Below are 21828 nucleotides of genomic sequence, written 5' to 3'. Positions count from 1 at the left end.
GAACGAATTAACGGTACATCCCGAGCCGTTCCAGCAGCTCCTCGCGGAACTCCAGCGCCGACGCCCGCTCCTCCTCCGAAGCGTGCACCTCCCGCACCAACGCCCCTTCGAGGATCTTCAACGCCTGCCGCTCCGCCCCGTGCGACCCGGCCAGCGTCACCGCGTTGCTCAACGCGCGGGTCAGCCCGTTGCGCGCCGGCTCCCGTTCCCGCACGTCCGGCACCACCCGGATCCAGTTGCCACCGGGATCGACGAACAGGAACCCGTCCCGGCGCGGCCGCGTCATCCGCGGGATGCCGGTGAGCAGCACCTGCCCGTAGACCGCGCGCATGCCGGCCGCGAACGCCTCGTACAGCTCACGCGGGTCCTCGACCTGGATCAGGCACGAGCTGTAGGACTCCGCCGGGTCGTAGCCGGGGATGCCGAAGAAGTGGAGGTTGATCTCCTCGCGCCGCACCGACAGGTACGCGGTCGGCCGGTACTGCCGGTACGTGACCGTGAAGCCGAGCATCACGTAGAACTCGGCCACCTCGTCGACGGAGGCGCACGGCAGCAGCGGGATCGTCACCTCGTTGGCCACCCGGCCACGCTAGCGCCGCAGGTCAGCCGTCCACCAGCAATCCGCGTAACGGTCCTTGCAATCTTCCGGCACGGCGGGACACACCGGGCAACGACGTCACGCGCGCCGGGCGTTCCAGGGCCGGGCGCCACAGCTTGTCCACGACCTCGTGCACGGGACCGGAGACGTCACCGTCGAGGTGCTCCGACCACAGCTTCAGCCGGGTCGCCCGCACGACCTCCGGGTCGTCGGTCACCACGTTGACCTCGGTGTCGTTGAACAGCGAGTGCTCGTTCAGGTTCGCCGAGCCGACGGACAGCCACTTGTCGTCCACAATGGACAACTTGGCGTGCACGTACACCGGTGCGTCGCCGTGCGACACGAGAGTCGAGGCCAGCACCCGGTCGCCGGGATCGGCGTCGAGGAGGCGGCCGAGCTGCCCGCGCGTGGTGTCGGCGCCGTTGCTCGGCTTCTGCGGCAACAGCAGCACCAGCCGGAAGTCCGGCGAGGGCGGGTTGCGCACCTTCTCCAGGAGCACCTCGGTGATCTCCGGCGACCACAGGAACTGGTTCTCCACGTACACGAACGACTCGGCCGCGCGCAGCGCCCGCAGGTACGAGTCGAGCAGGCTGAAGTCGCCGTGCGGCGCGAAGTCGTAGGTCTTCTCCGGGATCGTGCGGACCAGCTGCACCGACGACGACCCGGCCTCCGGTGGCACCTCGGGCGCGGGCAGGGTCTCCATCGCGATCTCCAGCCAGCGGGCCGCGAAGTGCGCCGCCACCTCCGCGACGACTGGGCCCTCCAGCTTGGCGATGTGGTCGTGCCAGCCCAGGTCGCGCGGCGGGTGGTCCGGCGAGTCGTGGCGGTCGCCCTCCACCGCGGTCATGTCGAGGCCCCCGACGAACGCCACGTCGTCGACGATCACGATCTTCTCGTGGTGGCAGTGCAACGTGCGTTCGCGGGCGTCCAGCTCACACCGGACGGCGCCGCACTCCAGGAACGCCTTCTGCGCCGCGAGCGCCCGCTTCCGCGTCGGCTCGAAGAACGGGACGGGCGGGCCGGCCCACAGCAGCACGCGCACCGGAACCCGTTCGGCGGCGGCCGAGAGCAGCTCGCGCAGCTGGGGAGCACCGGGCTCGCGCGTCAGCTGGAAGTCGGGAGAGGCGTGCCAGTTCGCGATGTGCACGTACTTCTGCGCGTTCTCAATCGCTTCGGCGATCACGGGGAACGCGTTGGCGCCGTCGACCAGCACCTCGATCTTGTTGCCGCGCTGCACAGGGCGGCGCGGGGTGAACCACCCCGCGCCGTCGCCCGCGAGCACGTCGCCCCACCCCAGCCGCGTCAGCCTGCGCGTGTGGTGCGAGCACAGCATGTTCTCCAGCCCGTCTCCGAGCCGGGCGTCGAGCACGTCGAGTAAGCCCACGAGACGCGGATTTACCCGATTCGCGCGCTTCTAAACCGCGAGGACCGTCGTGGTGCCGGGCTCGACCTCGGTGAAGCCCGCATCGCGGACCGCCACGACGTCGTCGCGCCGCAGCAGGTCGTCCCACTCCTGCGCCGACGGCGTCCGCACGGCGCAGCGGTAGTCGAGCGACGCCCAGGACTTCAGCTCGTCCACGGACAGGCGCGGCGCCAGCAGCATCGAGGCGTGCCCGACCTGGGCGGCAAGCTTGCCGGCCGACATCTCGACCCGCGGGTTCACGTACAGCAGGCGGGCGCCCTCGGGCACGGCCCCCGGCTCGTCGACCGGCAGGTCGGACCCGGAGATCTGCAGCTTCGCGACCTCCCGGGGCGTCTCGGACACCAGCACGGGCAGCAACGACCGGACCGACGCGCCGTCCACGGTGATCGTCACGCCCGGCAGCTCCTGCACGGCCTCCCACTGCACGCCGCGGGCGCGTCGCGACACCTTGCGGATCCGCCCGGCCACCCACGCGCGCACGGCCTCGTGCCACTCGCCACCGACGTCGGCGCGCGGGTCGAGGCACACCGCGACCGCCGACGCGGCCGCCGCCTCCAGCAACGCCGTCCGCGACGGCGGGTCGACGCGTTCGATGCGCAGCACCATCGGCATCGCGCGGACTTCGGACTCCTCCGCGTAGTTCCGGGAGGCGATCAGGTCGAGGATCATCACAGCCGGGTCAGCTCCAGGCCGTCCGCGGCGTCCGCGGCCTCCACCTCGGCGCGCGTGACACCGAGGATGAACAGCACCGCGTCGAGGAACGGGTGCGACAGCGCGGTGTCCGCCACCTCGCGCAGCGCGGGCTTGGCGTTGAACGCGATGCCCAGCCCGGCCGCGTTGAGCATGTCGATGTCGTTCGCGCCGTCGCCGACCGCGACGCACTGCGCGAGCGAGACGCCGACCTCCTCGGCGAACCGGCGCAGCGCCACGGCCTTGCCCGGCCGGTCGACGATCTCGCCGACGACCTTGCCGGTCAGCTTGCCGTCCACGACCTCCAGCGTGTTCGCCGCGCAGAAGTCCAGCTGCAGCTCGTCCGCGAGCCCGGTGATCACCGACGTGAAGCCGCCGGACACCACACCGCAGAAGAACCCGAGGCGCTTGAGCGTGCGGATCGTCGTGCGCGCACCGGCCGTGAGCTCGAGCGACGACCCGACCTCCTCCAGCACCTTCTCGTCGAGGCCCTCCAGCAACGCCACGCGGCGCCGCAGCGACTCGGCGAAGTCGAGCTCACCGCGCATCGCGGCCTCGGTGATCTCGCGCACCTGCTCCTCGCACCCGACGTGCGCGGCCAGCATCTCGATCACCTCGCCCTGGATCAGCGTGGAGTCGACGTCGAACACGACGAGGCGCTTGGCCCGGCGGGTCAGCCCGGCCCGTTCGACGGCGATGTCGAGGCCCACCCGCACCGACACGTCCGCGAGCGCCGAGCGCAGTGCCGCATCGTGCTCCATCGTGTCGTCCGCGACCGAAACCCGCAGCTCGAGACCCGTGACGGGGTAGTCGGCGACGCCGCGGATGGCGTCGATGTTGACGCCCAGCGACGCGAGCCGGCGCGCGACCTCGGTGAACGCCTTCGCGGTGACCGGACGGCCGAGCACGATCAGCACGTGCGAGGACTCCAGGCGGGCGGTGCGCTTCGAGTCGGCGCCGATCTCGATCTCGACGTGCATCGACACGGTGGCCATGGCCTGCTCGACCGCTTCCTGCAGACCCTCGGGGTCGTGGTCGGTCGAGACCAGCGCGCCGAGCACCAGGCGGCCCCGGATCACGACCTGCTCGACGTCCAGGACCTCGACGCCGTGCCTGGTCAGCACGGCGAACAGCACGGAGGAGACGCCGGGCTTGTCGGGACCGGTCACGGTGATGAGCACGGGCGTTTTCACGTCGTCGTCTCCTCGTAGATGCGAAGAACCCCGGACGCGTGGATGCATCCGGGGTTCATCGTTGAACCTGTTACTGGCAGGTTACTTGTCGTGGTCCGGTTCTTCCTTCTCGGAGGCAGTGCCGGACTTGATGGCCGCTGCAGCCAGCTCGGACGGAGCAGGCTTGGCGTCCTTGTGCGGGATCGTCTTGCCGGTGAAGGACACGTGGCCCTCGTTCCGGATGCGCTCGATCATGTGCGGGTAGTGCAGCTCGAACGCCGGGCGCTCCGAACGGATCCGGGGCAGCTCGGTGAAGTTGTGGCGCGGCGGCGGGGACGAGGTCGCCCACTCGAGCGAGTTGCCGTAGCCCCACGGGTCGTCCACGGTCACGAGCTCACCGAAGCGGTAGCTGCGGAAGACGTTCCAGATGAACGGCAGCGTCGACGCACCCAGGATGTAGGCACCGATCGTGGAGATCATGTTGAGCGTCGTGAAGCCGTCGGACGCGAGGTAGTCGGCGTACCGCCGCGGCATGCCCTCGTTGCCCAGCCAGTGCTGGACGAGGAAGGTCGCGTGGAAGCCGAGGAACGTCGTCCAGAAGTGCAGCTTGCCGAGCGGCTCGTCCATGAAGCGACCGGTGATCTTCGGGAACCAGAAGTAGATACCCGCGAAGGTCGCGAACACGATCGTGCCGTAGAGCACGTAGTGGAAGTGCGCGACGACGAAGTACGTGTCGGACACGTGGAAGTCGATCGCCGGCGCGGCCAGCAGGATGCCGGACAGACCACCGAAGAGGAACGTGACGATGAAGCCGATGCTGAACAGCATGGGCGTCTCGAACGTCAGCTGGCCCTTCCACATCGTGCCGATCCAGTTGAAGAACTTCACACCGGTCGGGACCGCGATGAGGAACGTCATGAAGGCGAAGAACGGCAGCAGCACGGCGCCGGTCGCGTACATGTGGTGCGCCCACACGGCGACGGACAGGGCCGCGATGCCGAGCGTCGCGTAGACCAGGCCGTTGTAACCGAAGATCGGCTTGCGGCTGAACACCGGGAAGATCTCCGACACGATGCCGAAGAACGGCAAGGCGACGATGTAGACCTCCGGGTGACCGAAGAACCAGAAGAGGTGCTGCCACAGGATCACGCCGCCGTTGGCGGGGTCGAACACGTGGGCGCCGAGGTGCCGGTCCGCCAGCAGGCCCAGCAGGGCCGCGGTCAGGATCGGGAACGCGAGCAGCACCAGCACCGACGTCACCAGGATGTTCCAGGTGAAGATCGGCATCCGGAACATCGTCATGCCGGGCGCGCGCAGGCAGACCACGGTGGTGATCATGTTCACCGCGCCGAGGATGGTGCCGAGACCACCGACCACCAGGCCGGAGATCCACAGGTCGGCGCCGACGCCGGGCGAGTGGATCGCGTTGCTCAGCGGCGTGTACGCGAACCAGCCGAAGTCAGCCGCACCACCGGGGGTGATGAAGCCCGCCATCACGATCAGGCCACCGAAGAGGTACAGCCAGTACGAGAAGGCGTTGAGCCGCGGGAACGCCACGTCGGGCGAACCGATCTGCAGCGGCAGGACGAAGTTGGCGAAGCCGAACACGATCGGCGTCGCGTACAGCAGCAGCATCACGGTGCCGTGCATCGTGAAGAGCTGGTTGAACTGTTCCTGCGAGAGGAACTGCATGCCGGGCCGGGCCAGCTCGGTCCGCATCAGCATGGCCATCGCGCCGCCGACCATGAAGAAGGCGAACGAGGTGACCAGGTACATGATGCCGATTTGCTTGTGGTCCGTGGTGCGGAACATCCGCAGCAGGAAGGACCCCTTGACCGCAGTGCGCGTCGGATAAGGACGCGTTGCGATCGGCTGCGGGGCTACGGCCGTCACGGTGCCTCCAGGCCTTGGTGGGACCAGTTCGTTCGGGAAACTCCTGGGGATATTAGACGCAACGGATCAGCTCCGTTCGGGTGGCCCAGGGCCGGTGGCCAGCGGCGTAGCGCACGTCACACGTATCCTGCCGCCGTGCTCCGATTGCTCGCTGTCGCTTCTGTCCTGTTGCTGGCCGCATGCGGCTCTCCCGCCACGCACAACTCCGCGGACGTGGCGTTCGCCCAGGGGATGGTCCCGCACCACGAGCAGGCGCTGGAGATGTCCGACCTGGTCACGTCCCGCACGGACAACCCTCGGGTGGTCGACCTGGCCAAGCGCATCGCGGACGCCCAGAAGCCCGAGATCGACCGCATGAACGGCTGGCTGAAGGCCTGGAACGCGCCCGTGCAGGCGTCGACGCCACATGGCTCACACGGCCACACGGAGTCGCACGGCATGGTCGACCTGGGCAACCTCGCCGACCTGGAGGGCACCGAGTTCGACCGCCAGTGGCTCTCGCTGATGATCCAGCACCACCGCGGCGCCGTGGACATGGCGCAGAAGCACCTCTCGGCCGGCACCGACCCGGAAACGCGCAAGCTCGCCCAGGACGTCGTGAGTCACCAGGAGAAGGAGATCGCCGAAATGGAGTCGCTCCTCCCTCAGGGCTGATGCCAGCCTTCTGCCCGTGAACGCACTTAGCGCCGCGGTCGCGTTGGCAGCCACACACGGCGTGGTCTCGAACGACCCGTTCGTGCTGAAGCAGGGCAGCAACCTGCTCGTGCACCTACGCCCAGCACCGGTCGTAGCGCGCGTTGCCACACGCACGGCCCTAGTGCGTCCTCACGTCTCCGACCACTTCGCCCGCGACCTGGCGTTATCAGCGTTCTTGGACGCACGGGGCGTACCGGTAGTCACGCCCTCTGGTGAGCTGCCCGCAGGACCTCACACGTTCAACGGCCACGTGATGTCGTTCAGCACGTACGTCCCGCACGAGCCCGGTGCACGCCTACCGCGAGAAGACGTCCTCAAGCTCCTACCGGCCCTACACGCCGAACTACGGCACTACGACGGCCCCCTGCCCGTTCGCGGTCCTCTGGACGACGTGGACCACGTCCTGGCCTATCTGGACAGCCGCGGCGCGCCAGACCTAGACAGGTTCCGCACGTGGCGCGACAGGCTGCTCCTCGCCTGGCAAGACCACTACCGCGACGTCCAGCCCCTCCACGGCGACGCACACCCCGGCAACCTGCTGCTCACCCCGTCCGGCCCGGTCTGGAACGACTTCGAGGACGCCTGGCTGGGCCCGCGCGCCTGGGACGTGGCCTGCTCCGCAAACGAAGAAGCCGCCCCACGCGCCGTAGAGATCTACGGCGGTGAAGCGGCTCCTCAGGACGTGGAGTTCCACGTGGAGACACGCACCATGTTCGGCACGCTCTGGGGCGTGCTCATGGAGTGGTCTTAGGCGCGACGCCTGCGCATCACGAACACCAGCGCGACACCAGCGGCAAGAAGCGCGGCACCGAGGCCGAGCATCCAGGCGGACCCGAAACCGGTGGCCGCGAGCTCGTCCTCGTTCGCGACGGGAACGACCGCGGGGGTGGTCGTCGTGGTCGGCGCGACCTCACCGGACGTGGTCGTAGTGGTCGTCGTGGTGGACGAACTGGGGGTCGACGAGTGCGTCACGGTCGACGGCGAGGTGGTCGTCGTGGTCGTGGTCGTCGTCGTGGTGGTCGTGGTCGTCTCCTTGACGCCACAGCCGTACCAGTGGCTGATGTCCGAGCCGTTGCCGTTGTCCTTGAGCGGCGCGCGCAGCTTCTCCCACGGCAGCGGACCGAGCTTGTCCGCGAGGTAGACGTTGAAGACCGGACCGCCCTTGACCACGATGCCCGTGACCTTGAGGTCCGAGAGCACACCGGTGATGTTCAGGTGCAGCTCGTTGTCGCCACCCGTGTAGACGAACTGGTTCGGGTGAATCGTCTGACCCGTGAGCCCACCCACGGTGCACGCCTCGGGGTGGTTGATGTCGACGTTCTTGAGATACGCCGTGGCACGCTCGTCGCCGGAAACCGGTGCGTCGGAGTCGGGCTGGGCGGCGGCGGTGGTCACCAGGGACAGCGCGGCCACAGCGGCCAGGGCGGTCGAGGCGAGCAGACCGGATCGTCTCAGAGGCGTCAGGCGCATCGGGTTACTCCGTGGGGGTTGGCGGATGCGGCGATCTAAGACGATCGACGTCGCCCGAACGGGCTAGATGACGATCAACTTCGTCCTTGTGGCCGATTCGTTATTCCCCTGTGAAGTCGCATCCCCAAACGACCGAACGCCGAGGAACCGGCGAAACCGGTCCTCGGCGTTCGGTGATCAAGCCTCAGTCGTTCTGCGCGACCTCGGCCGGACGCAGGTAGACGGTGGCACCGCCGTTGGGCATGTGCCGGAAGAAGTCAACCTGGTTCACAGGCTGGCCAACCACTGGACCGCCACCTTGTGGCAGGTGGGGGGTGCGCCCGCTGGGCATCGCCGGCGGCATCTGCGGGCGGACTGGCTGGTTCGGGGTCACGTCATCGGATCCTTCTCGAATGGGATGGTGCACCCTCTGGTTCGACGAGCTCCGAGGCGACCAGAGATCTGAGCGCGACGACAAGACGCCGGATCACGGCCTCCTCCGTCTCGTTCCACTCTTCCGCCGCCAAGGCCAGCATGGAAGCTGGAGCTACTTTTTCGCTTTCGCCGCCACGGAACTGGGCTATGACCCAAGTCGCGTCGGTGTCGAGCCAGAAGATGTTCGGGGGGCGGGAAGCCGTTGCGGCCACCGAACGCCCAGACGCCGCGCGGGCGCGCCTCACGCCGGGTACGAGCTGGAGGTGATCGGTCTCCAGAAACTGTTCCGCGAGTGTGTCACCGTCCATCGTGGACGGCATTTCGTCACGACTCGGTGCTGTGCCGCGCAGTGCGTGCAACAGCCAGCGAGCGTCGGAACACAGGTCAGCTTGGTGTTCGACGAGCCACTGGCCGATCTCGGCCGCACGCTCGTGCGCCTTGGGCAGCAGCGACAGAGGGCTGAGTTGCTGGGATTCGCACTGAAGGGCGAACTGGCTGAGCGCCGTGTAGGCATGCCAAGCGGCGTATGCCTGTTCCATCGGCCACTCTACCCGCGACCACGAGTTGACGAAGTGGTCGGCGCGATGCGAGCGGGCGTCGAGAAAGTCACGAGTGACGGCGAAGTCGAAGAACTTGAGATGTGAGCCCTCGTGCACGAGAGCTTCGGCGACTTCCATCGCGGTCGCGGGTTCGTCGATGAGCACCAGACCCGGCATGTACCGGGTCGACGCCGACACGACGCCGCCCGAGGTCTCCGACTTCAGGACGACGAACAGGTCGAGGTGGGCCAGCAGGTCGTCGGACATCTCCGGCGCCAACGCGCGGAACAACTCGACCGCCTCGGCGACCAGTGCCAGGGCCGCGGCGAAGCGCTCGCCGTCCGCCCTCGTCAGGACCTGCGGCTTCGCACCGGCGGGAGCGATGATGCGCAGCGGAGTGGCCAGCTTGGACGTGGCGTCCGAATCGGACACGACGGCGATACCCGCCGCATCGGCCACCTCGATCCGCGCGGCCGCGAACAACGTCTCGCCGTCCAGGTCCTCATGACCGGCGAGCGCACGTCCGAGTTCGTAGCGCACCGCCGGGTGGTCCAGGAGGTTGTCCGACAACCGCGCGCCGGGCGCGTAGATCTCACCGGCGAGCCGGTAGAGCGTGCGCCGCTCGTCGACCAGCACGCCGGCGGGCGCGATGGCCGCATGCATGGCATGCGTACTCGCGACAGTCGGCACAGCCGAACCCATCACCAAAGCCACAACTCCGGTACTTGCCTGCCCCGACGCGAATGCAGCGATGGCGCCACCGCTTCCGGTGGCGCCTTGCTGATGGCGCGAGAGCCTAGCGGTTACCACAGTCACTGTGACAGGTGCCACCCCCAAAATGCCGTTGCCCGTGCTAGTTGGTATTCCCAGCAGCACGGGCAACGGCCTCCCCCTGGGCGGCGGCTAGCCGAACATGATGCTCGTGACGTTGACGAAGCCGACGACGGCGAGCGCGACGACCGACACGGCGATCATCGTCAGCACGGTGCGCCAGCCGATGGCGGTGACGGCGACAGCAACGGCGGCGGCGATTCCTAGTGAGCTCCCTGCAGACATGGTTCTTCCTCCCGACTAGGCGAGTGCGTGTTCCTGGATGTGGGCGGTCCAGGCGCATCGCCATGCTGAAAGTCTGGCCGGTTGTAGGTTGTCTGTCAACGGTCGACGGGTTGCCAGACAAGTTGCAACCAGACTGCAAGAGGCCTACGCTGGACCAATGCCCGCCGACGACGTCCATCTCGGCGAGAGCTGGTCGCTCTCGCCCGATTCGCGACGGCCCCTCCCCGAACTCATCGAGCAGAAGCTCCGGGAGTTGATCGTCGGCAAGACGTTCAAGGCAGGCGACCGCCTCCCCACCGAGCCCGTGCTCGCCGAGAAGCTGGATGTCGCACGCTCCTCCCTTCGCACCGCCCTGCAGCGACTGCAGCTGCAGGGCATCGTGGAGGTGCGCCGCGGCCTCGGCTGGTACGTCCGGCGCACAGACCTCTCGGCGGTCGACGAGCACCTGGAAGGAAGGCTCGCCGCACGGCAGTTCTCCCAGACCGACCTGCTGGAGGCGCGGATCGCGCTCGAGATCACCGCCGCGAGTCTCGCCGCCGCCCGCGCGGACGACGGCGAGCTGGACGAGTTGGCGAAGCTGAGCCGCCGCTACCAGCGCGCCGCCGTGGACGACACCCAGGAGGTGCTGGAATCCGACGAGGAGTTCCACCAGGCACTGGTCCGCGCGTCGCACAACGAACTGCTGGTGCAGATGTACCAGGCACTGGTCCCGGGCCTGCGCGACTGCAGGCGGCACGCCCAGCCCTCACGCGAAGTGCACAACAGGTCGGCGAACGACCACGAACAGGTGGTCTGGTTCCTGCGCAGGCGCGACGAACTCGGTGTGAAGAGCACGCTGACCACGCATCTGCTGGGGCTGTACAACGACCTCGCGAATGACGAGCCCCACGAACGGGCGACACTCAGCACGTTCGTCGGTTTCGACGACGACCCCATGTGGCAACAGGACGAGCGGCGCCGCTGATACGGCGTCCGCCGAAAGGCCCTGGCGCGGATCCCTCATCACTCCCACCATGTATGTCAGGTGGTGGAGTGAGGGGGCGGGCAACGAGTGGTGACGGCACAACCCCGCAGGCGTTGGCGGGCCGTCGCCATCGCAGCCGGCTTCCTGGTCGCCGCCACTGCCGATCTGGCCGCCGTGCTGCTGTGGCACCCGTCCTCCCCCACTGGCCAGTTGCTGCACCAGGTGCTGTTCGTGGCGTGGCCGTTTCCCCTGCTCGTCGCCCTGGTCATCGGTGGCTACGAGCTCTTCCTGCACCGCCGCCTGGTCGCCGAGATCGGTTTGATCTCCGGGCCGAGCATCCTCGCGCACCTGCTGCCGAGCGAGGTGCTCAGAACGTTCCTGTCATCGATCTACGGTGCCAACGACGCGAACCAGGACGTCGTGTCCGGCCTGCTGGGCGGCGAGGGGGTCAACCCGCGCGGCGGCGACCTCACGATCAGCACGAACACCACGGTGAAACTGGAGCTGGAAGGCATCGACAGCGCGGCCTACCACCTGATCACGACGCAGAGCTACCAGTTCCGCCACACCGTGCCGGTCGACCGCTTCGTGCTCTTCGTGACGAGCAGCGTGCTGCTGCGCGACACGATCAGCGCCGCCTGCCGCTATCCGTTGTTCGAGCTCTACTTCGTGCCCGACCAGTCGCAGTTCCTCGACTCGGTCGACGAGATGCTGCACTCGACGCAGATCGCGATCGACTACATCGACCACGACAACAACCGGCGATCGGCGGAACCGAGCCAGATCCCTCCCGTGGAGGTGCGGTTCAACGAGTGGGCCAACTACCTGACGTTCTTCCGGGAGGCCATGGGCGCGCTGCCGAAGTTGAGCCAGCACTCTCACGCGGGTGACCTCCGCATCTTCGAGTGCGACCTGAGCGACATAGCCGACGACCACGTGGTGCGGGCGATCTGCGGGCTGACGATCAACTCGCGCACGGTCCAGAGCACCAGCGACGGCTTCTGCTACTGGCAGTCCCCCTATCCGTCCTACGTGGAACGGATCACCTTCGACGTGCGGCGCCTCGCCGTGGACCACGCTCCCGAGCAGGAGTTCAGCGTCATGCCGTTCACGTTCCGCTCGAACACGCTGCCCGCGCAGTGGCTGAGCGCCGAGGACCTGAGCGACCTCTACGTCCGCTCGTGGGTGCTCCCCGGTCACGGCATCGCACTGCTGTGGCGGGAGACGCGCGACTGATCCGCGTCGGCAGTCAGGGGGACACGTAGACCGTGCCTCCCGTCGGAGCACTGCGGAACCAGTCGACCTGACTGACAGGCCGACTGCCGGGCGCGCGTTGCTCCGGTGACGGCGGAACGCTCGGCGCCGGCGCGACCGGACTCTGCTCAGGGGTCATCGAGATCTCCTCCTGGGTCGAGGCGGCAGTTCGAGGGTAGGTGCGCGTGAGCCACAAAGCGTCGACCGGGCGGGTGAGGCCGAAAGGCCCGAAGTGGCGCGCTTGCAAGCGGACGCAAGAAATTGCGTACACTTGCGCCATGACGCAACGGAGGCTGGCCGAGGTCGCGGCCAAGGTCGGGGTCAGCGAGGCCACCGTCAGCCGGGTGCTGAACGGCAAGCCAGGCGTCTCGGACGCCACCAGGAGTGCCGTGCTCACGGCACTTGACGTGCTGGGTTACGAGAGGCCGACGCAGCTGCGGGGTGAACGGGCCCGGCTGGTCGGGCTCGTGTTGCCCGAGTTGCAGAACCCGATCTTCCCCGCGTTCGCGGACGTCGTGGGCAACGCGCTCGCGCAAAGGGGTTTCACGCCCGTGCTGTGCACGCGGACCGCTGGTGGCGTGACGGAGGCGGAGTACCTGGAGCTGCTGCTCGAGCAGCACGTCAGCGGGATCGTGTTCGCCGGCGGGCTGTACGCGCAGAAGGACGCCAGTCACGGGCACTACCAGCAGATGATGTCCCGCAAACTGCCTGCGGTGCTGGTCAACGCCGCGATAGACGATCTGGCGTTCCCGCGGGTGTCGTGCGACGACTCGGTGGCGGTGGAGCAGGCGTACGGACACCTCACGTCGCTGGGGCACCGGCGGATCGGGGCCGTGCTCGGGCCGCCGGACCACGTGCCGAGCCAGCGCAAGCAGGTCGCCATCGACAAGTGCGGTGGCGCCGATGTCGAGCACGCCATGTTCAGCCTGGAAGGCGGGCAGGCGGCGGCCACGAAGCTCGTGCAGCGCGGCGTTACGGCGATCATCTGCGCCAGCGACCCCCTGGCGTTGGGGGCGATTCGAGCGGTCAGGCGCGCGGGTCTCGACGTGCCGAAGGACGTGTCGATCATCGGGTACGACGACTCCGCGTTCATGACCTGCACTGATCCGCCGCTGACGACTGTGAGGCAGCCGATTGAGGCGATGGGGAGGGCTGCGGTCGAGTTGCTGGCCAACCAGATCTCCGGGAACGCCGTGGCGCCGGACGAGTTGCTGTTCGAGCCGGAGTTGGTGGTGCGGGCGTCCAGCGCGCCGGTGAGGTAACGAACGAAGTCAACTTCTTGCGAGTTTTCGTCTGGATATTGCGTTCAGATGTAACGGGGACTTATGGTCGCCGTCACATCGACGCGCTCGCGAGAAGGGCGGCCCCACCATGAAGAAGTCCGCTGCCGTGCTGATTGGCGGTGTCCTGGCGCTAAGCACCGTCGGCTGTGGGAGCGGTTCCACGACCGAGCCGGGCGGCAAGGTCCAGATCAACATCAACGGTCAGCCGCCGCAGACGCAGGCGTTCGACCGCAAGGTGTTCGACGAGGACGTCGCCGAGTTCGAGGCGGCGAACCCGGACATCGACCTCGTGCCGCACGAGGGGTTCATGGACCCGAAGACGTTCAGCGCCAAACTCGCCGGCGGGCAGCTGGAGGACGTCTTCTACGTCTACTTCACCGACCCCGCGGCGCTCATCGCGCGCAAGCAGGCCGCCGACCTGACGGACTACGTCAAGGACGTGCCGTTCTACGGCGACATCAAGCAGGAGCTCAAGGACGTCTTCACGGTCGACGGCAAGGTCTACGGGCTGCCGACGGCCAACTACACGATGGGCCTGCTCTACAGCCGCACCAACTTCACCAAGGCGGGCCTCGACCCCGACAACCCGCCGAAGACGTGGGACGACGTCCGGACCGCCGCCAAGAAGCTCAAGGACGCCGGTGTCACCGGGTTCGCCGAGTACAGCAAGAGCAACCAGGGCGGCTGGCACTTCACCACGTGGATGAAGTCCGTCGGCGGTGACATCGCGAAGAAGGACGGCGACAAGTACGTCGCCGACTTCAACAACGACAAGGGCAAGGAAGTCCTGCGCAGGCTCAAGGAGATGCGCTGGGACGACAACTCCATGGGCGAGAAGCAGCTCCTGGAGATCGGCGACGTGCAGAACATGATGGGCGCCGGTCAGCTCGGCATGTACCTGGCCGCGCCGGACAACGTCGCCGCGATCGTCAACCAGTTCAAGGGCAAGTACGACGACTACGGCCTGGCCGCGATCCCGGACCAGAAGGGCACCCTGCTCGGCGGCGAGGGGTACATGATCAACCCGAAGGCCACGCCGGACAAGATCAAGGCCGGCCTCAAGTGGATCCAGTGGAAGTACCTGAACCCGGACCGGCTCGAGGGCAACCTGCAGAAGTACAAGGACCGCGGTCAGCCCGTCGGCCTGCCGATCCCGCCGATCGCCGACATCTGGACCGGTGAGCCGCGCAAGAAGCAGGAAGACCTGAAGGCCAAGTACGCCACCATGCCGGTCAAGAACTTCCAGGCCTACGTGGACGGTTCGGAGAAGACCAAGGGCTCGCTCGAACCGCCGCAGGCGCAGCAGGTCTACGCGATCCTCGACAGCGTCGTGCAGGCGACGCTGACCAACAAGGACGCGGACCACGCGGCTCTGCTCAAGGACGCGGAGACCAAGGTCAACGCTGTTCTGGCGCAGGTGAAGTAGGTGCGGCGCCACGTCACCGCGTACGGCTTCCTCAGCCTCGCGCTGGTCGTCTTCGCGATCTTCTCCTGGTGGCCCATCGTGCGCGGGGTGGTCCTGAGTTTCCAGCAGGTCAACTTCGTCACGAGCCCCGACTGGGTGGGCTGGGAGAACTTCGAGCGGCTCTTCGCGGACCCGCTGTTCGGGGTGGCGTGGCGCAACACGCTCTACTTCACGGTTCTGGCTCTCGTCATCGGTTTCGGCGTCCCGTTCCTGACGGCCGTGGTGCTGAACGAGCTGCGCCACGCCAAGGGGTACTTCCGCCTGCTGGTCTACCTGCCGGTGATGTTGCCGCCGGTCGTGACGGCCCTGCTGTGGAAGTGGTTCTACGACCCGGGACCCGGCCTGTTCAACTCCGTCCTCAGAGGACTCGGGCTGCCGACGTCCCAGTGGCTCGACTCCAGCAGCACCAGCATGATCAGCCTCGTCCTGGTGATCACGTGGGCGAACATGGGCAGCGCGACGCTGATCTACCTGGCGGCGCTGCAGACCATCCCCGGTGAGCTGTACGAGGCGGCGGACCTGGACGGCGCCGGGATCGTCAAGAAGGTCTGGCACATCACGATCCCGCAGACCAAGTTCGTGATCCTCATGCTGTTGCTGCTGCAGGTCGTCGCGACCATGCAGATCTTCACCGAGCCGTTCATCATGACCGGCGGCGGACCGGAGGAGTCCACGGTCACCGTGCTGCTCCTGCTCTACCGGTACGCCTTCTACTACAACGACTTCGGCACCGCGAGCGCGCTGAGCCTGATCCTCTTCGCGGTGCTGGGCGTCTTCTCCTTCCTCTACCTCAAGATCACGAAGAAGGCCGACGCATGAGGACTCTCACCAGGGGCACCGGCCCGCTCTACTGGGTCGTCCTCACGGGCACGCTCGTCCTGTTCACCGCGGCGTTCCTGCTACCGCTCGTCTGGGTGCTGCTCGGCGCGTTCAAACCGCCGGCCGAGCTCGCCCAGCAACCACCGACCATCCTGCCGCAGACCTGGGAACCGGGCGCGTACGTCGAGGCCTGGAACTACATGGAGCTCGGCAAGTTCTTCGTCAACACGCTCGTCGTCGCGATCGGCGCGTGGGCCGTGCAGATGGCCGTGATCGTGCCTGCGGCCTACGCCCTGTCCAAGCTCCGGCCGCTGTTCGGCAACGCGATCATGGGCCTCATGCTGGCGACGCTCATGTTGCCCTCGACGGCCGTGCTGGTCCCCGTCTACCTCACGCTCACCGACCTCGACCTGCTGAACAACCCGGCGGGCATCTGGTTGCCGGCCGCGGCGAACGCGCTGAACGTCTACCTGCTCAAGCGCTTCTTCGACCAGATCCCGGAAGAGCTCCTCGAAGCGGCCAGGATCGACGGCGCGAGCACGTGGACGACCCTCGTCCGCGTCGTGCTGCCGATCTCCCGCCCCATCCTCGCCGTCGTGTCGATCTTCGCGGTCGTGGCGGCGTGGAAGGACTTCATCTGGCCGCTGCTCGTGTTCCCAGATCCGGCGAAGCAGACGCTCAGCGTTGCGCTTCAACGCTTCGCACCGGACACACCGATCAACCTCCTGCTCGCGGGCCTCGTGCTGGCGAGCCTGCCGATGGTGGCGCTCTTCCTGGCGTTCCAGCGGCACATCCTCGCGGGGCTCACCGCGGGCGGCGTAAAAGGGTGAAAGGACACCAGTTGACTTCCTCCCCCTCGTGACCGAAGGGAATTCCTACAGCTCACGCCGAAGGGTTTTCTGCTTCGTCGCCGACTGCCTGCCCGGAGGATTCCGTTGAGGTCTTACACCGACTCCACAGACTGTCACCGCCAGCCCGGCGGCCAGGATGTTGCGTGCCGCGTTCACGTCCCGGTCATGGGTCGCACCACAGACACAGGTCCACACTCGCGTGTGCAGCGGCATCTCCGCCGCGAGCGCACCGCAGATCGAGCACAGCTTGGACGACGGGAACCAGCGGTCCACGGTGATCACCTCCCGCCCGTACCACTGCGCCTTGTACTCCAGTTGGTGCCGGAACTGCCGCCAGCCCGCATCACTGATCGCTCGGGCCAGACGGCGGTTGCGAACCATGTTCGACACAGCCAGATCCTCGATCACGAGCGTTTGGTTCTCACGCACGAGCCGAGTGCTGATCTTGTGCAGGTAGTCCGCACGCCGGTCGCTGATCCGAGCATGGACACGGGCGCCCTTGACGCGGGCCTTGTCCCGGTTGCTGCTGCCGTTCTGCTTGCGACACAACGCTCGCTGGGCTTTGGCCAGCCGTTGCCGGTCCCGGCGTTCGTGCCTGGGGTTGCCGATCTTCTCGCCGGTCGACAGGACAAGCAGGTGGTCGAGTCCGGCATCGATGCCCACCACCGCTTTGGTGGCAGGCAACGGCTGAACACCAGAGTCTTCACAAAACAGGGACACGAACCAGCGGCCGGCCTTGTCCCGCGAGACGGTCACCGTCGACGGCGTTGCTCTCTCAGGCAGCGGTCGCGACCAGCGGATGTCCAACGGCTCGGCCATCTTCGCCAGGCTCAACCGGCCGTCGTGCCATCGGAACGCCGACCGCGTGTACTCGGCCGAGGCGCGCGACTTCTTCAGCGACTTGAAACGCGGATATCGCGCGCTTCCGATGAAGAAACGGGTGAACGCGTTCTGCAGATGCCGCAACGCCTGCTGCAGCGGCACCGACGACACCTCACGCAGAAAGGCCAGGTGATCAGTGCGCTTCCACGCCGTCAGCAGTGCCGACGTCGCTTCGTAGCCAACCCTCTCCCCGTACTGCTTCCAGGCTTCGGTCCGGGCCTGCAACGCCAGGTTGTACACCTTGCGGACACATCCGAACGTGCGCGACAGCTCTGCTGCCTGCGCCTTGGTCGGATAGAAGCGGTACCGAAAAGCCCGCCTCACCTGCCCGTTCACAGCTCAAAAATTACCGGTACCGGGCGTGACCCTGCCCGCCCGGGTCGCGAACACCGCGTCGCACTGACTGCGGCACGACTGACGGAGGACACCAGATGAGTTGGTGGCGCAACGCATCCATCTACCAGGTCTACCTGCGCAGCTTCGCCGACGGCAACGGAGACGGCATCGGCGACATCGCCGGGCTGCGCGCCAACCTCCAGCACATCGCGAGCCTCGGCTTCGACGCGATCTGGCTGAACCCGTGGTACCCGAGCCCTCTCGCCGACGGCGGTTACGACGTGGCGGACTACCGCGACATCGAGCCGGTGTTCGGGTCGCTCGCCGACGCCGAGAAGCTCATCGCGGACGCGCACGGCCTGGGCATCCGGATCATCATCGACCTCGTCCCGAACCACTGCAGCGACCAGCACCCGTGGTTCAAGGACGGGCTGTGGGACCGCTTCCACATCCGCGAGGGCGACGAGCTCCCGAACGACTGGCAGTCGCGCTTCGGCGGGCCGGCGTGGAGCAGGCTGGAGGACGGGCGCTGGTACCTGCACCTCTACGCGGCCGAGCAGCCGGACTTCAACTGGGAGAACCAGGTCGTCCACGACGAGTTCGAGGACATCCTGCGGTTCTGGCTCGACCGGGGTGTCGACGGCTTCCGCATCGACGTGGCCGACGGCCTGGTCAAGGACTTCAGCCGCCCGAACGCCGACCTGCCGTACTCCGACCAGGACGGCGTGCACGACATCTACCGCCGCTGGCGCGAGATCGTCGACGAGTACGACGGCGACCGCATCCTCGTCGGCGAGATGTGGCTGCCGGACCCGGAGCGGTTCGCGCGGTACCTGCGCCAGGACGAGATGCACAGCGCGTTCAACTTCGACTTCCTGTGCTGCCCCTGGAACGCGCAGGAGCTCAGGAAGGTCGTCGACAGCACGCTGGCCGCGCACGAACCCGTTGGCGCACCCCCGACCTGGGTGCTGTCCAACCACGACGTCACGCGGCACGTGACCCGCTACGGCCGCGAGAAGACGGGTTTCTCCTTCGCCGACCGGCAGCACGGCGCCCCGACCGACTTCGAACTGGGCACGAGGCGGGCACGGGCGGCGATCATGCTCACCGCGGCGCTGCCCGGCGGCGTCTACGTCTACCAGGGCGAGGAACTGGGGCTCTGGGAGGTCGAGGACCTGCCGGACGAGCTGCGCGAGGACCCGGTGTGGCACCGCTCCGGGTTCACCGACCGGGGTCGCGACGGCTGCCGCGTGCCGCTCCCCTGGTCCACGCAGGACGGTCCGAGCTGGTTGCCGCAGCCCGAGAACTGGCAGGACTTCTCGGTCGCGGCCCAGACGGACGACCCTGAATCGATGCTCGCCCTGTACCGGCAGGTGTTCGCGCTGCGGCGCGGCGTCGACGGGGACCTGGAGTGGCTCGACCTCGGTGAGAACGTGCTCGCGTTCAAGCGGGGCGAGCACACCTGCATCGTCAACCTCTCGGACGCGCCGATCGACCTGCCGGGCGTGCCAACGTTGTCAAGCATCCCGCTGGAGGACGGCCGGCTGCCGGCGGACGCGGCGGCCTGGCTGAGGTAACGACGAACCGACAGGTACCGGAGCGGTTGTGGTCGAAAGGTGACCACAACCGCTCCTTCGTTTCTGCCCAGATGGGAGCAAAGCGGGCAGACAAGCACACCGAATCGGGCATGCCCGGTCGGGTCGACCTGCGTGAACACCTCGTCACGCAGTGCGAGCCGGGCGAAAATCGGGCAGGATCTCAGCCAGTTGTGGTGGCGACCACAGTGTTTCAAGGGTGTTTCATCTATGCACGGCCCGAACGGGCAACCCAAGAGCCGAGTGGGCAGGTGACATGCGAGCCGAGGAACGCAAACGGCGCATCCTGGCCAGGGCCCGCGCCGACGGCCGCGTCGACGTGGTGGAGATGGCGCAGGAGCTGCGCGTCGCGCCCGAAACGGTCAGGCGCGACCTGCGCGTGCTCGACGAGCACGGCCTGGTGCGGCGCACGCACGGTGGCGGTGTCCCGGTCGAGAGCGCCGGCTTCGAGACAGGGCTCCGGTTCCGCGCCGGGTCCCACGTCCCGGAGAAGCGGCGGATCGCGAAGGCGGCCGCCGAACGGCTCGACGACGCCGAGACCGTCTTCATCGACGAGGGCTACACGCCGCAGCTCGTCGCGGAGGCGCTGCCCACGACCAACCCGCTCACGATCATCACCGCGTCACTGCCGACCGCGGCGGCGATGTCCGAGCACCCGTCGTGCACCGTCCTGCTGCTGGGCGGGCGCGTCAGGGGCCACACACTGGCCACTGTGGACCACTGGACCACGAGGATGCTCGGCGAGATGGTGATCGACCTCGCCTACATCGGCGCGAACGGCATCTCCCGCGAGCACGGTCTGACCACGCCCGACCCGGCGGTCGGCGCGGTGAAGGCCAAGGCGCTCAGCGCTTCCCGGCGGAAGATCTTCGTCGGGACGCACACCAAGTTCGGCGTCTCCAGCTTCCACCGGTTCGCCGAGGTCTCCGATCTGGAGGCCGTCGTCACCGACTCGGGCCTCACCACGCACGAGGCCCACCGCTACACGTTGCTAGGCCCCAAGGTCATCAGAGCCTGACCCCGCCCTCACCCTTTGGGCGCGATCACATCCCCCGTCTTCAGCGCGCCCAAAAACCCTTGAAAGGAACCGACGATGTCGTCGATTCGCACACTCGGAGCCGCTACCGCTGTGTTGCTACTGGCTTCCGCCTGCTCCGGCGCAGGTGGTGGGGGCGGTGGTGAGAACTCGCTGAACGTCCTGATGGTGAACAACCCGCAGATGCAGGACCTGCAGAAGCTCACCGCGGACAACTTCACCAAGGAGACGGGCATCAAGGTGAACTTCACCGTGCTGCCCGAGAACGACGTCCGCGACAAGATCAGCCAGGACTTCTCCAGCCAGGCCGGGCAGTACGACGTCGCGACGATCTCCAACTACGAGACGCCGATGTACGCCAAGAACGGCTGGCTCGCGCCGATGGACGACTTCGTGTCCAAGGACAGCGGCTTCGACCAGGCCGACATCCTGGAGCCGATCCGCCAGTCGCTGACCGCCGCGGACGGCAAGGTCTACGCGCAGCCGTTCTACGGCGAGTCGTCGTTCCTCATGTACCGCAAGGACATCTTCGAGGCCAAGGGCGTGACGCTGCCCGAGAAGCCGACCTGGCAGCAGGTCGCCGAGGCGGCGCAGAAGGTCGCGACGCCCGAGGTCCGCGGCATCTGCCTGCGCGGCCAGCCGGGCTGGGGCCAGGTCATGGCGCCGCTCACGACGGTCGTGAACACCTTCGGCGGCACGTGGTTCACCAAGGACTGGCAGGCGCAGGTCAACGCGCCGGAGTTCAAGGAGGCCACCAAGTTCTACGTGGACCTCGTCCGCAACTACGGTGAGAACGGCGCCCCGCAGGCCGGCTTCGCTGAGTGCCTCAACAACATGACGCAGGGCAAGGTCGCGATGTGGTACGACGCCACGGTCGCCGCCGGTCTGCTGGAAGCCGCCGACTCCCCCATCAAGGGCAAGCTCGGCTTCACCCAGGCGCCGGTCGTGAAGACCGACAGCTCCGGCTGGCTCTACACCTGGGCGTTCGGCATCCAGAAGGCGTCGAAGAAGCAGGACAACGCCTGGAAGTTCATCTCGTGGGCGTCCGGCAAGGGCTACGAGGAGCTCGTCGGCAAGAACCTCGGCTGGAGCAAGCTCCCCGACGGCAAGCGTTCCTCGACCTACCAGCGCGCCGAGTACAAGCAGTCCTCCGGCAGCTTCTCCGCGATGGCCGAGGCCGCGATCAAGAGCGCGAAGCCGCTCAACCCCGGTGTGCAGGAACGTCCGGCGCCCGGCATCCAGTTCGTCGGCATCCCCGAGTTCACCGACCTCGGCACCCAGGTGTCGCAGCAGATCAGCTCCGCGATCGCGGGTGCGGTGACGGTGGACCAGGCTCTGGACAACGGTCAGGGACTCGCCGAGAAGGTCGCGGCGAAGTACAAGGGACAGTGA

20 protein-coding genes are annotated in these 21828 nt (G+C 67.4%); 11 read left to right on the top strand and 9 right to left on the bottom strand.

From position 1 onward, the window contains the following. Nucleotides 1–7 precede the first annotated feature (7 nt). The 5 genes from ABZX02_RS16165 to ctaD all read right to left on the bottom strand — a co-directional run bounded on the left by ABZX02_RS16165 (nt 8) and on the right by ctaD (nt 5776). Nucleotides 8–580: a VOC family protein gene (locus ABZX02_RS16165; RefSeq protein ID WP_355298804.1), complete on the bottom strand. Its 573-nt coding sequence runs from the start codon at nt 578–580 to the stop codon at nt 8–10. A 22-nt stretch (nt 581–602) separates the two neighbouring features. Then, on the bottom strand, nt 603–1982 hold the full coding sequence (locus ABZX02_RS16160) for a phospholipase D family protein (protein ID WP_355298802.1): 1380 nt from the start codon (nt 1980–1982) through the stop codon (nt 603–605). A 30-nt stretch (nt 1983–2012) separates the two neighbouring features. After that, on the bottom strand, nt 2013–2690 hold the full coding sequence (locus tag ABZX02_RS16155) for a peptidyl-tRNA hydrolase (protein WP_355298801.1): 678 nt from the start codon (nt 2688–2690) through the stop codon (nt 2013–2015). Next, nucleotides 2690–3904, bottom strand: a complete 1215-nt coding sequence (gene serB / locus ABZX02_RS16150; protein ID WP_355298799.1) for a phosphoserine phosphatase SerB — start codon at nt 3902–3904, stop codon at nt 2690–2692. Before serB ends, ABZX02_RS16155 begins: the two co-directional genes overlap by 1 nt. An 81-nt stretch (nt 3905–3985) precedes the next feature. Next, entirely contained in the window at nt 3986–5776 is a 1791-nt protein-coding gene (gene ctaD / locus ABZX02_RS16145; RefSeq protein ID WP_355298797.1) for a cytochrome c oxidase subunit I, read from the bottom strand. Between the two features lie 135 nt (nt 5777–5911). Between ctaD and ABZX02_RS16140 the strand changes: the two genes are divergently transcribed. Together ABZX02_RS16140 and ABZX02_RS16135 are read left to right on the top strand one after the other, a co-directional pair. Further along, nucleotides 5912–6430, top strand: coding sequence for a DUF305 domain-containing protein (locus tag ABZX02_RS16140; RefSeq protein WP_355298795.1), 519 nt, complete (start codon nt 5912–5914; stop codon nt 6428–6430). A 16-nt stretch (nt 6431–6446) separates the two neighbouring features. After that, a complete protein-coding gene (locus tag ABZX02_RS16135) occupies nt 6447–7223 on the top strand; it encodes a phosphotransferase (RefSeq protein WP_355298794.1) in 777 nt (258 codons plus the stop codon). On the opposite strand, the gene ABZX02_RS16130 is transcribed toward ABZX02_RS16135, so the two are convergent. The 3 genes from ABZX02_RS16130 to ABZX02_RS16120 all read right to left on the bottom strand — a co-directional run bounded on the left by ABZX02_RS16130 (nt 7220) and on the right by ABZX02_RS16120 (nt 9951). Continuing rightward, nucleotides 7220–7942, bottom strand: a complete 723-nt coding sequence (locus ABZX02_RS16130; protein ID WP_355298792.1) for an LPXTG cell wall anchor domain-containing protein — start codon at nt 7940–7942, stop codon at nt 7220–7222. The two genes, ABZX02_RS16135 and ABZX02_RS16130, sit on opposite strands and share 4 nt — an antisense overlap. 374 nt (nt 7943–8316) lie before the next feature. Beyond that, the gene (locus ABZX02_RS16125) at nt 8317–9585 is read right to left on the bottom strand and encodes an HEXXH motif-containing putative peptide modification protein (RefSeq protein ID WP_355298791.1); all 1269 of its coding nucleotides are present in this window, start codon (nt 9583–9585) and stop codon (nt 8317–8319) included. Nucleotides 9586–9798: 213 nt separating this feature from the next. Further along, on the bottom strand, nt 9799–9951 hold the full coding sequence (locus ABZX02_RS16120) for a hypothetical protein (RefSeq protein ID WP_355298789.1): 153 nt from the start codon (nt 9949–9951) through the stop codon (nt 9799–9801). Between the two features lie 157 nt (nt 9952–10108). Between ABZX02_RS16120 and ABZX02_RS16115 the strand changes: the two genes are divergently transcribed. The 6 genes from ABZX02_RS16115 to ABZX02_RS16090 all read left to right on the top strand — a co-directional run bounded on the left by ABZX02_RS16115 (nt 10109) and on the right by ABZX02_RS16090 (nt 16566). Then, on the top strand, nt 10109–10915 hold the full coding sequence (locus ABZX02_RS16115; protein WP_355298787.1) for an FCD domain-containing protein: 807 nt from the start codon (nt 10109–10111) through the stop codon (nt 10913–10915). A 90-nt stretch (nt 10916–11005) separates the two neighbouring features. Then, entirely contained in the window at nt 11006–12151 is a 1146-nt protein-coding gene (locus tag ABZX02_RS16110; RefSeq protein ID WP_355298785.1) for a hypothetical protein, read from the top strand. 296 nt (nt 12152–12447) lie between these two features. Further along, the gene (locus ABZX02_RS16105) at nt 12448–13431 is read left to right on the top strand and encodes a substrate-binding domain-containing protein (protein ID WP_355298783.1); all 984 of its coding nucleotides are present in this window, start codon (nt 12448–12450) and stop codon (nt 13429–13431) included. Nucleotides 13432–13540: 109 nt separating this feature from the next. Beyond that, nucleotides 13541–14878 carry an extracellular solute-binding protein gene (locus tag ABZX02_RS16100; RefSeq protein WP_355298781.1) on the top strand — a complete coding sequence of 446 codons (1338 nt, stop codon included), beginning with the start codon at nt 13541–13543 and terminating at the stop codon, nt 14876–14878. Then, nucleotides 14879–15736 (top strand): sugar ABC transporter permease, encoded by an 858-nt coding sequence (locus tag ABZX02_RS16095; protein ID WP_355298779.1) that lies wholly within the window; start codon nt 14879–14881, stop codon nt 15734–15736. It abuts the gene before it with no gap. Beyond that, complete coding sequence (locus tag ABZX02_RS16090; RefSeq protein WP_355298777.1) at nt 15733–16566, top strand: carbohydrate ABC transporter permease; 834 nt, start codon at nt 15733–15735, stop codon at nt 16564–16566. Before ABZX02_RS16095 ends, ABZX02_RS16090 begins: the two co-directional genes overlap by 4 nt. A gap of 45 nt (nt 16567–16611) precedes the next feature. On the opposite strand, the gene ABZX02_RS16085 is transcribed toward ABZX02_RS16090, so the two are convergent. Next, nucleotides 16612–17805, bottom strand: coding sequence for an RNA-guided endonuclease TnpB family protein (locus tag ABZX02_RS16085; RefSeq protein WP_355298775.1), 1194 nt, complete (start codon nt 17803–17805; stop codon nt 16612–16614). A 95-nt stretch (nt 17806–17900) separates the two neighbouring features. Here ABZX02_RS16085 and ABZX02_RS16080 point away from each other — a divergent pair, with 95 nt between their 5' ends. The 3 genes from ABZX02_RS16080 (at nt 17901) to ABZX02_RS16070 (ending at nt 21828) form a co-directional block, all read left to right on the top strand. Then, a complete protein-coding gene (locus ABZX02_RS16080) occupies nt 17901–19382 on the top strand; it encodes a glycoside hydrolase family 13 protein (RefSeq protein ID WP_355298773.1) in 1482 nt (493 codons plus the stop codon). 274 nt (nt 19383–19656) lie between these two features. Beyond that, a complete protein-coding gene (locus ABZX02_RS16075; protein ID WP_355298771.1) occupies nt 19657–20418 on the top strand; it encodes a DeoR/GlpR family DNA-binding transcription regulator in 762 nt (253 codons plus the stop codon). 111 nt (nt 20419–20529) lie between these two features. Next, nucleotides 20530–21828: a sugar ABC transporter substrate-binding protein gene (locus tag ABZX02_RS16070; RefSeq protein ID WP_355298769.1), complete on the top strand. Its 1299-nt coding sequence runs from the start codon at nt 20530–20532 to the stop codon at nt 21826–21828.

Source organism: Lentzea sp. NPDC003310, assembly GCF_040610935.1.
Lineage (GTDB): Bacteria > Actinomycetota > Actinomycetes > Mycobacteriales > Pseudonocardiaceae > Lentzea.
The sequence above is the reverse complement of the archived record's forward strand: the minus strand, read 5'-3'. Positions and strand labels throughout refer to the sequence as shown.